Source organism: Pseudoalteromonas sp. PSi26, from assembly GCF_054960575.1.
This window is the reverse complement of the sequence record NZ_JBHNYT010000021.1, coordinates 1-15,375: the sequence shown is the minus strand read 5'-3', so window position 1 is coordinate 15,375 and position 15,375 is coordinate 1. Positions and strand designations below refer to the sequence as shown.

13 protein-coding genes are annotated in these 15,375 nt (G+C 39.4%); 7 read left to right on the top strand and 6 right to left on the bottom strand.

From position 1 onward, the window contains the following. The first annotated feature begins 202 nt into the window (after window positions 1–202). The 3 genes from ACFI34_RS17420 to ACFI34_RS17410 are packed head-to-tail and all read left to right on the top strand — an operon-like array spanning window position 203 to window position 3,970. Window positions 203–1,531, top strand: coding sequence for a GH1 family beta-glucosidase (locus ACFI34_RS17420; RefSeq protein ID WP_462674392.1), 1,329 nt, complete (start codon window positions 203–205; stop codon window positions 1,529–1,531). Window positions 1,532–1,584: 53 nt separating this feature from the next. Beyond that, a complete protein-coding gene (locus ACFI34_RS17415) occupies window positions 1,585–2,922 on the top strand; it encodes a glycoside-pentoside-hexuronide (GPH):cation symporter (RefSeq protein WP_462674391.1) in 1,338 nt (445 codons plus the stop codon). A 43-nt stretch (window positions 2,923–2,965) separates the two neighbouring features. Then, window positions 2,966–3,970 (top strand): LacI family DNA-binding transcriptional regulator, encoded by a 1,005-nt coding sequence (locus ACFI34_RS17410; RefSeq protein ID WP_462674390.1) that lies wholly within the window; start codon window positions 2,966–2,968, stop codon window positions 3,968–3,970. Between the two features lie 51 nt (window positions 3,971–4,021). Here the strand turns inward: ACFI34_RS17410 and ACFI34_RS17405 are convergent, their stop codons facing one another. Next, on the bottom strand, window positions 4,022–4,690 hold the full coding sequence (locus ACFI34_RS17405; protein ID WP_462674389.1) for a DUF2987 domain-containing protein: 669 nt from the start codon (window positions 4,688–4,690) through the stop codon (window positions 4,022–4,024). After that, the gene (locus ACFI34_RS17400) at window positions 4,683–5,492 is read right to left on the bottom strand and encodes a glucosaminidase domain-containing protein (protein WP_462674388.1); all 810 of its coding nucleotides are present in this window, start codon (window positions 5,490–5,492) and stop codon (window positions 4,683–4,685) included. Before ACFI34_RS17400 ends, ACFI34_RS17405 begins: the two co-directional genes overlap by 8 nt. A gap of 169 nt (window positions 5,493–5,661) precedes the next feature. On the opposite strand from ACFI34_RS17400, the gene ACFI34_RS17395 reads away from it, so the two are divergent. Then, a complete protein-coding gene (locus ACFI34_RS17395) occupies window positions 5,662–6,954 on the top strand; it encodes an anti-phage deoxyguanosine triphosphatase (protein WP_462674387.1) in 1,293 nt (430 codons plus the stop codon). A gap of 97 nt (window positions 6,955–7,051) precedes the next feature. On the opposite strand, the gene ACFI34_RS17390 is transcribed toward ACFI34_RS17395, so the two are convergent. Beyond that, a complete protein-coding gene (locus ACFI34_RS17390) occupies window positions 7,052–9,211 on the bottom strand; it encodes a prolyl oligopeptidase family serine peptidase (protein ID WP_462674386.1) in 2,160 nt (719 codons plus the stop codon). A gap of 156 nt (window positions 9,212–9,367) precedes the next feature. Between ACFI34_RS17390 and ACFI34_RS17385 the strand changes: the two genes are divergently transcribed. Continuing rightward, complete coding sequence (locus ACFI34_RS17385; RefSeq protein ID WP_462674385.1) at window positions 9,368–9,682, top strand: Mpo1-like protein; 315 nt, start codon at window positions 9,368–9,370, stop codon at window positions 9,680–9,682. A gap of 79 nt (window positions 9,683–9,761) precedes the next feature. Here the strand turns inward: ACFI34_RS17385 and ACFI34_RS17380 are convergent, their stop codons facing one another. From ACFI34_RS17380 to ACFI34_RS17370, 3 genes are all read right to left on the bottom strand, one after another. Next, a complete protein-coding gene (locus ACFI34_RS17380; protein ID WP_462674425.1) occupies window positions 9,762–10,766 on the bottom strand; it encodes a branched-chain amino acid aminotransferase in 1,005 nt (334 codons plus the stop codon). 204 nt (window positions 10,767–10,970) lie between these two features. Further along, window positions 10,971–12,023, bottom strand: a complete 1,053-nt coding sequence (locus ACFI34_RS17375) for a fatty acid desaturase family protein (protein ID WP_462674384.1) — start codon at window positions 12,021–12,023, stop codon at window positions 10,971–10,973. Next, window positions 12,020–13,063, bottom strand: coding sequence for a ferredoxin reductase (locus ACFI34_RS17370; RefSeq protein ID WP_462674383.1), 1,044 nt, complete (start codon window positions 13,061–13,063; stop codon window positions 12,020–12,022). Before ACFI34_RS17370 ends, ACFI34_RS17375 begins: the two co-directional genes overlap by 4 nt. A gap of 457 nt (window positions 13,064–13,520) precedes the next feature. Between ACFI34_RS17370 and ACFI34_RS17365 the strand changes: the two genes are divergently transcribed. Further along, entirely contained in the window at window positions 13,521–14,630 is a 1,110-nt protein-coding gene (locus tag ACFI34_RS17365) for a PQQ-dependent sugar dehydrogenase (protein WP_462674382.1), read from the top strand. 143 nt (window positions 14,631–14,773) lie between these two features. After that, complete coding sequence (locus ACFI34_RS17360; RefSeq protein ID WP_008127419.1) at window positions 14,774–14,953, top strand: DUF6435 family protein; 180 nt, start codon at window positions 14,774–14,776, stop codon at window positions 14,951–14,953. The last annotated feature ends 422 nt before the right edge of the window (window positions 14,954–15,375 follow it).

Sequence of the window (15,375 nt, the reverse complement as noted above, 5' to 3'; positions counted from 1 at the left end):
CGGCTAAGCCATGCTATTAAAGAGTTGACCTGAAGGTTAATTAACATTAATCTTAAAAATGTAAGCGCTTTCACAGCTAATTAAATACGAACATGTAACATAATTCAACAATTTTTATTTTTTTATCTAGTCGAGAGTCAGCTACGAGGCAGTAAATATCGGCGCTAAAAATGCAATTTAGGTTTTAAAAGGTTTGTAACTAATGACTAAAATATCTTTACCAACTTGTTCACCTCTATTAACAAAAGAGTTCATTTACGGTGTAGCAACAGCGTCTTTCCAAATAGAAGGGGGGTCAACACACCGCCTGCCATGTATCTGGGATACCTTTTGTGATACTCCAGGTAAAATAGCTGATAACTCAAATGGGCATGTTGCATGCGATCATTACAATAATTGGAAACAAGACATAGATTTAATCGAATCATTAGGAGTAGATGCTTACAGACTCTCTATCTCTTGGCCTCGTGTTATTACAAAAAGTGGTGAGCTTAACCCTGAAGGCGTAAAGTTTTACACCGACATATTAGATGAACTGAAAAAGCGCAATATCAAAGCGTTTGTCACGTTATACCACTGGGATTTACCTCAACACCTTGAAGACGAAGGGGGTTGGTTAAATCGAGAAACAGCTTATGCGTTTGCTCACTATGTTGATTTAATTACCTTGGCATTCGGTGACAGAGTCCATTCATACGCTACCTTAAATGAACCTTTTTGCAGTGCTTTTTTAGGTTACGAAATTGGCATTCATGCGCCAGGGAAAGTCGGCAAACAATACGGGCGCAAAGCCGCCCACCATTTGTTATTAGCACATGGGCTTGCCATGACCGTATTAAAGCAAAACTCACCGACGACTTTAAACGGTATCGTGCTTAATTTTACTCCCTGCTATAGCATTTCTGAAGACGCTGATGACATTGCTGCAACAGCTTTTGCAGATGACTACTTAAACCAGTGGTACATGAAACCCATCATGGATGGTACATACCCAGCAATTATTGAACAATTACCTTCAGCACATCTGCCAGATATTCACGATGGTGACATGGCAATTATTTCTCAATCAATTGATTATTTAGGTATTAACTTTTATACCCGTCAATTTTATAAAGCGCACCCTACTGAAATATATGAGCCAATAGAGCCTACTGGCCCGCTAACAGATATGGGCTGGGAAATTTACCCTAAGTCGTTTACAGAGTTATTAGTCACACTTAACAAAACCTATACCCTACCGCCTATTTTTATTACTGAAAATGGCGCAGCGATGCCCGACAGCTATAATAATGGTGAAATCAATGATGTAGATCGACTAGACTATTACAACAGTCACCTAAATGCCGTTCACAATGCAACAGAACAAGGCGTTAGAATAGACGGCTATTTTGCCTGGAGCCTGATGGATAACTTTGAATGGGCAGAAGGTTACTTAAAAAGATTTGGTATAGTTTATGTAGATTACAGCACACAGCAACGTACTATAAAAAATAGTGGCCTAGCCTATAAAGCATTAATCTCAAATAGATAATAAAACGTATTTATTAACGCAATTAAAAAAACATAAAGCGAGATAAAGCAACCATGGTTAGTGTAAAAGAAAAAATAGCCTACGGATTAGGCGACACCGCCAGTAATATTATTTTCCAAACGGTAATGATGTTCCTAATGCTTTACTATACCGACGTGGTGGGCTTATCCCCCGCTGTTGTTGGTACTATGTTTTTAGCTGTTCGCATTTTTGACGCCGTAACCGACCCCCTAATGGGCAACCTAGCTGACAAAACACATACTCGATGGGGGCATTTTCGCCCTTACCTACTATGGCTTGCGCTCCCTTTTGCCATTATTAGTATTTTAGCGTTTACTACACCAGACTTAGAAGGCACTGACAAAATAATCTATGCCTTTAGCACCTATACCTTACTGATGGTTGCTTACACTGCTATTAATATTCCTTATTGCGCACTCGGTGGTGTATTAACCGCAGACGCAAAAGAGCGCGTTACTATTCAATCGTACCGTTTTGTATTTGGGATGCTTGGTGGTGTTATTGTTGCTGGATGCACCATGCCAATGGTTGAATACTTTGGCCAGGGCGATAACGCTAAAGGTTACCAGCTAACTATGACCGCCATGAGTATTTTAGGCCTTGTGCTGTTTTTACTTTGCTTTTTAGGCACCAAAGAACGTATTCAACAACCCAAAGAACAAAACATCCCTTTTGCTAAAAGTATTCAAGCGCTCATAAAAAACGATCAATGGCGTACCTTGTGTATTGCTGCATTTTTCTTACTGACGGGCCAAGTGCTTAGGCTAACTCTGGCAGTTTATTACGTCAAATACTACCTCGGTCGGGAAGATTTAATTACCCTATTTATGACCCTAGGTGTAATTGCAAGTATGATAGGTTGCGCCGTTGCACAGCCGCTAGCTGCGCGTTTTTGCAAAATAAAGGCCTACATCAGCTTACAACTTATCGCTGCAACTATTTGTGGATTTAGCTACTTTATTGGCAGCGAACAACTGGTTCTCGCGTTTGCTGCTTTTATTCTATGGAAATTCTTTTTAGATATGGCGACCCCACTCCTATGGGCAAAAATGGCTGACACCATAGATTATGGTCACGAGGTAACGGGATTACGTATTACGGGCTTAGTTTACTCCGGTGTTATATTTTTTATTAAGATGGGTGTTGCTGTTGGAGGTGCTATTGCGGGTTGGTTATTATCATTTTACAGCTATCAGGCTGATGTGACGCAAACAATGAGTACTCAGCAGGGAATTTTACTGTCGTTTACTGTACTACCCGCCCTAGGATCCCTTTTCGTAGCATACACAATGAAAAAATATACATTAACTAACCAGGTTGTTGAAAATATTCAATCAAAGCTAACCACAGTCAACAACACTAAGGTATGATTTAGCTGATTAAGTTAAGGGTGAAAGCGAGTCAATAAGTAACATGGCAACAATTTATCAAGTATCAGAGCTTGCAGGTGTATCGTTAGCTACCGTCTCTCGGGTAATGAACAAAAACACAAAAGTAAGTGATAAAACAACTAAAAAAGTGCTCGATGCAATGCAAACATTGGGTTACAAACCTAACTCAATAGCCCAATCTTTAGCATCAAACTGCACTAACAGTGTAGGTATTCTAGTATCTGAATTACATGGTCCTTTCTTCGCCCAAATGATGGCGGGGATTGAGTCTGAGCTCAGAGCTGCCGGTAAACACGTTATTATCACAACCGGCCACAGTGAAGAAGATAAAGAAAAAGAAGGAATCGACTTTTTAATTAGCAGGCGCTGCGACGCCATAATTTTGCATGTTGAAGCAGTGACCGACGAATACCTGATATCGCTCAGTAGAGGCACAACGCCTGTTTATTTAATGAGCCGCTACGTCGAAGAACTCAAAGAGCACTGCATTAGCTTAGATAACAAACTAGGCGGTTATTTAGCAACTAAATCGGTGTTAGAACAAGGCCATACCGAAATTGCTTATATTGCAGGTCCTCAGTTTAAGGCCGATGCTGCAAACCGTTTAGCTGGCCATAAACAAGCACTCGAAGAAGCCAATATAACGTTTGACCCATCGCTCTATTTTGAAGGTGACTTCAACGAAACCGGCGGAAGCTCAGCGCTTGAGCAGCTCATTAATAGTAAGCTAAATTTTACCGCTCTTGTGTGCGCAAACGACGAAATGGCGTCGGGTGCGATGAAATATGCTCGAGAGCACGGCTATCACCTACCCAACGATTTATCGATAGTCGGATTTGATAACGTGATATTTGCAAACTACCTCTACCCGACACTAACAACGATTGATAACCCGGTAGGTAAAATGGGTGAAATGGCCGCAAAACTCGTTCTAAAAGATGTATACCAAACAAAAAATATTAAAATAAATCGTTTTTTTGAGCCTACGCTAATGCAGCGCGACTCCTCTGCTCCTCTTAAAATTTAAAAAAGCGGCTAATGCCGCTTTTTTTTTAATAGTTCATTGCAACGTTTACTGTTACTTTGCAATCCATGGGGTTACTTTTAGTACATTACTAATATCACCAAACGACTGCTCATCCTCTTCCCAATTATCGTCAACATCAAAATAACAAATCGATTCCTCGCAGCTTACGTTTTCATCATTAATGCTTATTGGGTTTTTAAAGGTAACCGCCACACCTTTTTGCTCAGGTAATAAAAACCACATTAGCTTACTAACAAAAAAGCCTGACAAATCAGTTAGTAATTCATCTAGCTCCTCGTTAATGGTATATAACGCATGTTTTGAAAAGGCTAAATCGTCAAACTCGTTAGCTTCTATTTGTAGCTTTAACTGACAATCATGTTCAGGGTTTTGTGGCTCTATAACAATAACGGCTTTATCTGAATCAAGTTGTTTATCAAAAGGCAACAACAGCTGTGCGCTATCAGTGAAGTTAAGGGGATACTCGTTATTCTCTGTTAAAATGGTTCCGTTTTTTATTGCGCATGCCTCGTTAGTAGCAATGTCGCTTATGTAAAAGTTGACACGGGCATACTGAAAATCCCCCTTATTAACTACTTTTAAACGGTCATAAAACCCATCGTACGACATTACAAACTCTCTGGCGTTGGCGTTAAATGCGCTTAAGCTCAACAAAAAAAGTAAACTCGCGTAAAAGTAACCTGTCATATCTTTATTCATCAAAATAAGCTCTGTTTTGTCTAATCATCGTATTTAACTCCTCAATGTATTCCTCGCCTCGCTCAGAGTAAGACATCAAACCATGAGTTAGTTTGGTTGCTAATACTGGTTTTTTTTCACGGCGCAGGTTTTCACGTATGCCCCGTAACTCTTTATAAGCGCCGTGAGTATTTATATTTCTAAAATAAGAGCTTACCGCAGCACGAACAGATTTAAATGCAGCGACTTCATGCGCTGCTCCAGTGTTACGGCGTTTTGGCACCATACCGCATCCTTTTGAGTAACACCACTGACCAAAAAAATTCAGACCAATTTGAGCAAATCGCGAAGTGCCCCAAGCCGACTCATTAGCAGCTTGCATTAGCGCCATTTCTTTAGGAATAATATCAACACGGCGTAAAGCCTGAGTTAGCACAAGTGTGTTAACCGCTTCAGGTAAACCATATTGTTTTAGGATTTTAACAATATCTTTGTTTTGTTTTTCTTCAAGCGATAGGTTGTTTTCAAGCATCATGCGGGCTATTTCTAACTTGGCACGTTGTTGTAGTATTTTTGTATTTTCAGCCTCGACATGAGGGCGAATAAAATCAAAAAATGCGCGTTTTTTTTCTTTTACATCCGTAAATTCAGAAAATTTAGGCAACGTTACATTGTGTAGCGGCTTTTCTTTTTTCTTCACTTTTTTAGGTTGTTCACTGGTGGTTTGATCTGCACTATCGGTTTCATCGCTTTGTATAAATGGGTACGTAAGTGCCCATATAAAAAGGATGGATAACAAAAACTGAAAGATAATCTTAAGCATGTATCGTCTCATTCAAACAACTATTTATGTATGGTAACTACACACACATACGAACCTTTATTATACCTAAGCCACTATATAAACGCGAATTACAAAAATATGTTCATTCGCAATTTATAAGTGCATGGGTATACTAAACACTAAACAGGTTTAATGGTGATTGAGCAGTATGGACAAAGTTTGGCAAAATAGAATAATAGAGCAATATAAACACAGACCTAACGACAACCGATCTCCCTGGCAGGTTGACCGCTCAAGAATTATTCATGCCGCTGCATTTAGGCGCTTACAAGCTAAAACACAAATTATGGGGATTGGCCTAAACGACTTTTACCGTACCCGTCTCACTCATTCGTTAGAGGTGTCACAAATTGGTACTGGTATTTTAAGGCACTTAAAGACACAACATAGTGATTTTATCCATTTTCCATCAACCGGTTTACTCGAAACACTCTGTTTGGCGCACGATATCGGCCACCCACCATTTGGCCACGGAGGTGAAATTGCTCTTAACTATATGATGCGAGACCATGGTGGCTTTGAAGGAAATGCTCAAACTTTACGAATTGTTGCTAAGCTAGAGCCCTACAGTAATGGTTATGGTATGAACCTTACACGCCGTACATTACTCGGGTTTATTAAATACCCAGCATTTATAAACGAATTGTGGCACACCATACCTGATACGCATATCTCACGTGCGTTTATCAAAGCCGATGATTGGCGCCCAGCAAAAGGGTTATATCAAGACGACGCACACATATTTAACTGGATTGTTGAACCATTAAGCCAAAACGACAGAACGTTATTAAATACCCACGCAACAATAGATAAACACCGCGCTAAAACACTTTATAAATCCCTCGACAGCGCCATAATGGAACATGCCGACGATATAGCATACGCCGTGCACGATTTAGAAGACGCCATTGCAACCCGTGTTTTGACATTAGATGACTGGCAAACGCACGCACTTCCCCACTTGCAAGCGCTTAATTTTGAGTGGCTGAATACCTTGCTTGAAACGTTAACATCTCGACTATTTTCAAAAAATGATTTTGAACGAAAAGACGCCATAGGTGAGCTGGTAAACACCTTCATTATTCACATTCATTTAGACATACAAAACGAAGCATTTGAATGCCCTATTTTAAAATACACTGCTAAGTTGCACCCAGAGTATGAAAGCGTACTACACATACTCAAGCACTTTGTATTTCAACGCTTAATTCGCGACCCTGAAATGCAACAGATTGAGTTTAAAGGGCAAAACCTACTGATTGAATTGTTTACAGCGTTTGCAAGCGATCCGCTTCGCTTGTTACCCGAGACAACGCAAGCGCAATATATTGAGGCTCAAAAACATAATCAAGGCATGCGCATTATTTGTGACTACTTAAGTGGTATGAGTGATGAATACGCATATAAAACCTATCAGCGATTATTTTTGCCTGCGCAGTAGTTAATAAGCAGGTTTTTGACTCCAAAATACAGATAATAAAAAGCCGAGTAAATTTACTCGGCTTTTGTATTTTAAAACAAGGTAACGTTAACGCGTTTTATAGCTCTTTAACACCCATGTTATATAGCGTAAAACCAAACATATCTGCGTATAAATCTATAACTTTGCTGGTTGGTGTGCCCGCACCATGACCCGCATTTGTTTCAATACGAATAAGTGTAGGGTTATTTCCAGCCTGCTTAGCTTGTAATTCAGCAGCAAATTTAAATGAATGAGATGGCACCACACGATCATCGTGATCACCGGTTGTTACCATAGTGGCAGGATATTCAACGCCTGCTTTAACATTGTGAAGTGGCGAGTATGCTTTTATATATTCAAACATTTCTTTACTTTGCTCACTAGTACCGTAGTCGTATGCCCAACCAGCGCCCGCTGTAAATGTATGGTAACGCAGCATATCAAGTACGCCTACCGCTGGTAATGCAACTTGAAATAAGTCAGGTCGCTGCGTCATCACCGCACCGACTAATAAACCACCATTTGAACCACCGCGCAGTGCTAAACGCTTTTTAGAGGTGTACTTTTTATCTTGTAAGTACTCTGCCGCGGCAATAAAGTCGTCAAACACGTTTTGTTTTTGCATTTTTGTACCAGCGTTATGCCAGTCTTTACCGTATTCACCACCACCACGAATATTAGCAACGGCATACACCCCACCTTGTTCAAGCCAAAGCGCGTTAACGGGGCTAAAACTTGGCGTTAAACTTACATTAAAACCACCGTAACCGTATAAAATAGTCGGGTTTGAACCGTCTAATTTTATACCCGTTTTATAAGTGATGATCATCGGCACTTTTGTACCGTCTTTTGAGGTATAAAAAACTTGCTCAGAGGTGTAATCATTACTGTTGAAATCGATTGCCGATTCACGATAGACCTTTGACTCGCCAGTGCTTACATCAAACGAAAAAGTAGTCCCTGGGGTTTTATAGTTAGTAAACGAGTAATAAAGCGTTGTTTGATCTTTTTTACCACGAAAACCACGTGCACTCCCTACGCCTGGTAAACTAATTTCACGTATTAACTCACCTTGCTTGTTGTATTGCTTAACCTGCGAAATTGCATCCACCATGTAATTAGCAAAAAAGGTATTCCCGCCTTTGCTTAGGTTAAGTACGTTATCGGTCTCTGGAATAAAATCGACCCAATTTTCAGGCGCCGGATCATTTGCATTAACCGTAACCACTTTTTTGTTTGGTGCGTTTAAATTTGTAACTAAATAAAGCTTTTTGCCGTCGTTATCAATTACAGAAGTATCTGAATCTGCGTTACCAACAACAGTAACAAAATCACTATTTTCTTTACTTAAGTCTTTTATAAAAAGTTTGTTTCCAGACGTTGAAACACTGGCCGATATTAGCAAGTACTTGCCATCATCTGTCACATCGGCGCCAACGTAACGATGCTTTTGCGCCTCGCTGTCGCCAAATACAACACGATCGTCATCCTGCGATGTACCTAAAGCATGGTAATACACTTTATGTTGATCTGTTTTAGCCGACAGCTCACTACCTTTTGGCTTGTCGTAGCTAGAGTAGTAAAATCCTTCATTACCTAGCCAATCAATACCACTAAATTTCACATCAACTAAAGCTTGCTCTACCTGCTCTTTAGTCGTTGTATTAATAACGATAATTTTACGCCAATCACTGCCACCTTCAGAAACTTGATACGCTAATAAACTACCATCTTTAGAAAACGATAAACCCGACATAGACGTTGTACCGTCGTCGCTAAATTTATTAGGATCTAAAAATACCTCTGGCGCTTCACCACCTTTGCTGCGGTATAAAACATATTGATTTTGCAAGCCATCGTTTTTGTAAAAGTAGGTGTAGCCGCCCTCTTCAAATGGCGCACCTATTTTTTCGTAATTCATCAGCTTTTCAAGGCGCTCTTTGAGCTTGTTTCTGTAAGGGATTTGTTCTAAGTATGAAAAAGTAGCCGTATTTTGCGCTTTTACCCAATCAGCAGTCTCTGCACTCATATCGTCTTCTAACCAACGATAAGGATCGGCCACGTTTTCTCCAAAATAGGTATCAACTACATCCCCTGTTTTGGTTTCGGGATACACGACTGAGTTAACTTGATTCATAGATGATTTTACTTCTTTTTGATCTGATGTATTGGTTGGCTCTGAACAGCCACTGAGTGCCAATAATACAGCACAGGCAAGAGTACGTTTAAGTAACATAATGTGTGTTCTTTTTATTTATTAAGTAGTAGTAATAACTTATGAGTTTTTTAAGCTTATGTCTATTAAGATGCGTTAAGTGCCATTTATCGCTGTAAACAAGTGTAAACTTACGCTTTAATAGTAAAAACATACAATAAAAATAAAGCGTGATTTATGAAAAAAAAAGAGCCCAGTTTCAACAGTTTTAAAGCTTTTTACCCTTATTATTTAAAGGAGCATCGCAACGTAACCTGCAGGCGTTTGCATTTTATAGGTAGCTTATTAGTACTTATGGTTATTATTACCGCATTATTAAGTCAAAAATTTGCGCTATTGTGGCTGCTACCCATTATTGGCTATGGCTTTGCGTGGGCTGGGCATTTCTTTTTTGAAAAAAACCGACCAGCTACATTTAAACACCCATTTTATAGTTTGTGGGGAGACTGGGTTATGTTTAAAGATATATTAATCGGAAAAATAAAATTTTAATAAATTAATAAAGTTACTCGCACCAAAAAGCCACCTTAATTAGGTGGCTTTTTGGTGCGAGTAACGTGGGTATTTAACGCTATACCACTTTAGTTAACCATCCATGTTTATCTTCGCTTTTACCCCATTGAATGTCGTTCAATGCTTGGCGCAAACGTGCCGTTGTTGGCCCAGGCTCTCCTGTGCCTACTTTATATTCTTTATCGTTATGAATAAACGTTCCCACTGGCGTTAATACCGCAGCAGTACCTGAAAGCGCAGCCTCTGTGCCTGGTTTTTCAGCACGCTCTAAAAGTTCAGCCACTGTAAAATTACGTTCGCTCACAGTCATGCCTAAATCTTTAGCAATCGTTAAAATACTATTACGCGTCACGCCGTGTAAAAAGGTGGAGTCGAGCGCTTTGGTTATAATTTCGTTGCCATCAATCAAAATAAAGTTTGCAGCGCCCGTTTCTTGTACATCACCACCTGGGCAAAATAATATTTGATCTGCTTGATACTGTTTACGTGCAGCGCTAATTGGGCCAAGCGCACTGGCGTAGTTACCGCCGCTTTTAACCATGCCCATATGAGGTGCACAGCGCATACCATCTTCTTCAAGTAACACACGTAATGCCGTAGCACCACCAGCAAAATAATCACCTACGGGTGAAAGTAAAGTGTACAACAATGAGCTCATTGAAGGAGCTGCCGCCTTACCAATTGCCGCTTCTGTGCCTATATGTGTTGGGCGAATATACATAGAGCCAGGCGGTAATGGGGTTTCATCGGCATATTGGCGAACAATATCAATAATCATCGTTTTAAGCATATCGCCATCAAAACTTGGCAAGCTTAAAAGTGCAGAGCTTTGCTGCATACGTGCTATGTTTGCATCCATTCTAAAAATATAAACAGACCCATCGTCATGACGAAATGCTTTTAAGCCCTCAAAACAGGTGCTTGAATAATGAAGAACGTGTGCACCAGCATGAAACTCAAGCTTATCGCATGGAACAACTGAGGTTTCGCTCCATTGATTATCTGAAAAACGAGCTTGAATCATCTGTGGCATAAACACAGTACCAAATGCGGCCATTTTAATCTCTCTTGTGTGGTCTATTTTTCTCCATTGTATGACAATCACACATCAATTAACCATAGCTAAAGTTACGGATTTTTGATTAACAATAAGAAAAAACAACACTCACTGTATGTTAATTAATCACAACAGCAAAAAACCGGCATGTGCGCTAACACATGCCGGTTTATGTTTTAAATTTTTAAAGCGCTTTACGCAGGCCTATCGCTATTTAAACGAGTATCTAATAATTCGCTTTAACACCGAGCCATATTGTTTAAAAAATCCGCCAGTATGGTAATCAATGCCGTGCTTTTGCATAACCGCTTGTACCTGAGGTGCCACTTCTTGATAACGCGACGACGGCATATCCGGAAATAAGTGGTGCTCAATCTGGCAACTCAAATGCCCCGTTAGAATATGAAACCAATTTGATCCTTTAATATTAGACGAGCCCAATACTTGACGATAATACCACTGGCCTTGTGTCTCATTTATACAGTCTTGCTCTTTAAACGTTTCGGTGTCTTCAGTAAAGTGGCCACAAAATATAATTGTCGACGTCCATAAGTTACGAAGCAAATTTGCTAATAAATTACCCGCTATCACCCACAAAAATAAAGGCCCTGCTAATAACGGAAATATCACATAATCTTTAATTAACTGCCTAGCGCCTTTGCTAAAAAAGCGCTGTTTTAATGTGGTATGCGACACTTGCCCTTCACGGTTTTCTTTCTTTTTACCTATAAAAACACGCTCTGCTGCTAGCTCATGGTACGACACACCCCACTGAAACAAGACACTTAAATTTATGTAAGTAAAAAACTGCCACACATTTTTAAAACGCCACTTAAAATCATCACTCAAACGTAACAACCCGTAACCAAAATCACGGTCTTTACCAATAATGTTAGTGTAAGTGTGGTGCTCAAAATTGTGAACCCGATGCCAGCTTTGGCCATCGCAGGCTATGTCCCATTCGTATTGCTGAGAGTTAAGCTGTTTGTCGTTCATCCAATCGTATTGACCATGCATAACATTGTGGCCAATTTCCATATTATCGAGAATTTTAGCCAAAGCCAGTAACAAAACACCGGCAACCCAAAGTAAAGGCTGAATAAATCCAAGCATTAATAGTATTCGCCCACTCCACTCACATAACCTTTGCTTTCGAACGACAGAGCGAATGTAGTCAGCATCTTTTTGTCCTACTTTGGCAAGCGTATTCATTTTTATAGTATCTAAATCGCTTGCCAGCTGATCAAAGTTTATGTTTTTCATAATTTTAACTCCAAATCACTTACAGGTTGGCTTATACAAAGCTGGATTAATTGCTCACCGTTATCTGACATTTCACCTGTTTTTAAATTACGTACTATTCCCGACTTTTTAATACATTGGCACTGATGGCAAATACCAATTCCGCAGCCACGCTTTACCGGTAATTTTTTAACTTCAAACTGGCTAAGTAGTACATCATTACCTTCAACAATGTGAGCTTGGCTGTTCACTTTTACAGTAAACTGATCTTCATTGTTTACTTGGGGTAACGCTAACCCAAACGCTTCTTGGTAGTAATTAAGATCATGTCTTTTAGCAAACTCTTGCACTGTTTGCATAAACCCTAGTGGCCCACAGCAATATATATCTGGATTCTCCCAATGTTTAATATTGCTAGTAATGTCGCTCGACTGCTCACGTGTTAACAATAAAAATGAAAAATGACTAAATTGTGTGGCTAATTCACGCAACTCATCAACACATTGATGTTCGCCCGATTTTGCGTAATACACCAAATTTACTGCTTTGGTTGTTTGCGCTAAGTAATCGTCAAGCATTGCTAGCATCGGCGTTATACCAGATCCACCAGCTATTAATGTGGCAGGAGTATGTGTATTTTTAAATACAAACTCACCCGATGCAGCCGATATATTGCACCATGTTCCCGCTTTTGCTTTGTTCTTAAATAAACCGGTAAATCGTCCTTGTTCGCTTGTTTTAATTAACAAACGTATAAACCCCGTTTCGTTGAAATATTTAACGCTTGAAGCAACTGTAAAAACGCGCGTTAATAATCGTCCATTCATTTCAATGGTCAAACTAACATGCTGCCCTGCGGTATGCGCGGGCCATTGTTTGCTTGGTTTTAGCTGCAAACTCAAAAATTCACCATTCAATGAGTCTGAATTCATCAGTTGTGCTCTAAATTGCCCTGCACGCCAAGCAGGTTTAAACACTTGCATTATTGGCTCTATGTAACCTGCAAACGTTTGATGGTGTAAAAACCACGTTGAAAATTGGTTTAATGCCTGCGTAAACATTGTAATAAAATCTCTATATTGGTTTATTGCTCAATGGTTTGCACGAACTGAGGGTTAGCACAAATCAGAACCTTAATTATTTGAGCATACAAGTGTAAGCTCAAACTTCAGCGCACAAGTGTACGCTGAAAATTCAAGTTTTCAACCCTAATAGAGTGTTTATTCCATTATTTTTGTTAAAAACTACGAACAAAAAACAAACTAAACTCAATTTATAAACGTATTTCAAAACTAAATAAAATATAAAAAATATACTTTACTGAGTGAGCTTACTATTTCTAATACTGTGTGAGTGATATATGTAACTAGCTAAAATTAAAGCATTTTCACTTATCGCAACGCTTAGCTAATTTTTACAGCTCGTGCTAACGTAAACCTAAGTTGATTAATTTTGGAAAATAACATGCTCAATATAAAATCAAAAAGATATACACATTCTTTTAAAGGTGCCGTGCTAATGGTCGTTTTATTGACGCTGCCTACAATGTCAGTAAATGCAGTTGATTTTAAAAAGCTGCCGAGTTTGCCGCTTAATGTAAAAGCAGTAGACGTTGCAGAAGGTGTAAGTATTCCTTGGGCAATCGAAGCACTACCAAACGGTGATTTATTAATTACGGAGCGAAGTGGAAAACTATTTTTATTACGTAAAAACACCTCAACGCTTATTCAAGTAAAAGGATTGCCCGATATAGATGCTAACGGCCAAGGCGGTTTACTTGATTTAGCACTGCATACCGATAATAAAAATAGTCAATGGCTTTACCTTACTTACTCAAGCGCTGAAGGCAAAGGCACTGGTAGTAACACTGCATTAATGCGCGCAAAATTAAGTGATGATCATACTCAGCTATTAGAGCCACACGTTTTATACAAAGGTGAGCATAACAGTACAAAAGGTCAGCACTACGGCAGTCGTATTGTGTTTGATAAACAAGGTTATGTTTATTTTTCGATCGGGGATCGTGGTTCGCGCGACCTAAACCCGCAAGATCTTAGTCGTGATGGGGGCAAAATTTATCGTCTTCATTTAGATGGGCGTATTCCAACAGATAATCCCTTTGTAAAACAAACAGACGCTAAACACGCTGTTTGGTCTTACGGACATCGAAACCCGCAAGGCATGTGGTTTGATGCAAAAGATAATCTACTTTGGGCTCACGAACATGGCCCTCGAGGCGGTGACGAGCTTAATTTAATAAAACCAGGATTAAACTACGGATGGCCGGTAGTTAGCTATGGCGTAAATTACAGCGGCACGTCATTTACAGACCTGCAAACAAAAGAAGGCATGCAATCGCCAACATCACAATGGACACCATCTATTGCACCATCAGACATGCTATTCGTCACCAGCGACAAATACCCTAAATTAAAAGGTAAAGTGCTGTTATCGTCTATGAAGTTTTCGTTTTTAAGCGCACTTACGCTTGAAAAAAACACGTTAATAAGCCAAGAGAAAATATTAGAAGGCATTGGCCGCGTAAGAAGTTTAGCCCAAGGTGCTGATGGTTATATTTATTTAGGCCTAGATGGCCAAGGTATAAAACGCCTAGAGCCTGAGCTATAAAACCGTTTAGTAACCGCAGCATAGCAAATAATTCACTTACCTTATTTTAATTTAACAAGGTAAATGCCTTACTGCTAAAAGAACTTTTTAGCTGTTTGTAGCGTATGGTAGTGCTATCACTTTTATAAAATTAAGCGAGTCCCATGTTTTCGATATTCAAATCAGACCCTACAAAAAAGTTACGCAAAGAGTACGACGCCAAATTAGAGCAAGGCATGCAAGCTCAGCGTAAAGGCGACATCAAAAGCTACGCCATGTTAAGCGAAGAAGCCGAAAAAATCTGGAGTGAGATAGAAGCGCTTGAAGCAAAAAAATCCAAATAAATTCGTATTAAACGTGTTTGCCCGTTTCACAAGCAGGCAGGCGCGTTTAGCAATAATTCATCTCCCCCTTTTTACATCTTCCACCCGCCAAAAATAAACTTTTATAATTGCCTTACACAAATAATTGTATTTAAAGCGGTTACTTATATTATCACTGCAGTCTTTTTAGTGGCAGTAAAATAATTTTAAGAGGCCTTTAGTTTTCATTTTAAATTTTAATGACTGCATTTACTAAAGCGATGGCGTTTTTCCTCCTAAGTCAGAAAGTGAGGACACTTTCCCCTTTTCTGCCTGTTGTTAATTAACAGCCCGACTTAAAGTTTAATACTCGCAATGTGTTACAGGATTTGTTATTAATATTAAAAATAAATAAGAGGACATACATTGCTCATTAAAAGAGGAAAGTGTCCTCTGATAAAGTT

Bases quoted from the DNA above. Each gene is read 5' to 3' on its own strand.
- ACFI34_RS17370 (WP_462674383.1), bottom strand. From the start codon at position 13,063: ATGTTTACGCAGGCATTAAACCAATTTTCAACGTGGTTTTTACACCAT.
- ACFI34_RS17405 (WP_462674389.1), bottom strand. From the start codon at position 4,690: ATGAATAAAGATATGACAGGTTACTTTTACGCGAGTTTACTTTTTTTG.
- ACFI34_RS17375 (WP_462674384.1), bottom strand. From the start codon at position 12,023: ATGAAAAACATAAACTTTGATCAGCTGGCAAGCGATTTAGATACTATA.
- ACFI34_RS17400 (WP_462674388.1), bottom strand. From the start codon at position 5,492: ATGCTTAAGATTATCTTTCAGTTTTTGTTATCCATCCTTTTTATATGG.
- ACFI34_RS17360 (WP_008127419.1), top strand. From the start codon at position 14,774: ATGTTTTCGATATTCAAATCAGACCCTACAAAAAAGTTACGCAAAGAG.
- ACFI34_RS17365 (WP_462674382.1), top strand. From the start codon at position 13,521: ATGGTCGTTTTATTGACGCTGCCTACAATGTCAGTAAATGCAGTTGAT.
- ACFI34_RS17390 (WP_462674386.1), bottom strand. From the start codon at position 9,211: ATGTTACTTAAACGTACTCTTGCCTGTGCTGTATTATTGGCACTCAGT.
- ACFI34_RS17420 (WP_462674392.1), top strand. From the start codon at position 203: ATGACTAAAATATCTTTACCAACTTGTTCACCTCTATTAACAAAAGAG.
- ACFI34_RS17385 (WP_462674385.1), top strand. From the start codon at position 9,368: ATGAAAAAAAAAGAGCCCAGTTTCAACAGTTTTAAAGCTTTTTACCCT.
- ACFI34_RS17415 (WP_462674391.1), top strand. From the start codon at position 1,585: ATGGTTAGTGTAAAAGAAAAAATAGCCTACGGATTAGGCGACACCGCC.
- ACFI34_RS17410 (WP_462674390.1), top strand. From the start codon at position 2,966: ATGGCAACAATTTATCAAGTATCAGAGCTTGCAGGTGTATCGTTAGCT.
- ACFI34_RS17395 (WP_462674387.1), top strand. From the start codon at position 5,662: ATGGACAAAGTTTGGCAAAATAGAATAATAGAGCAATATAAACACAGA.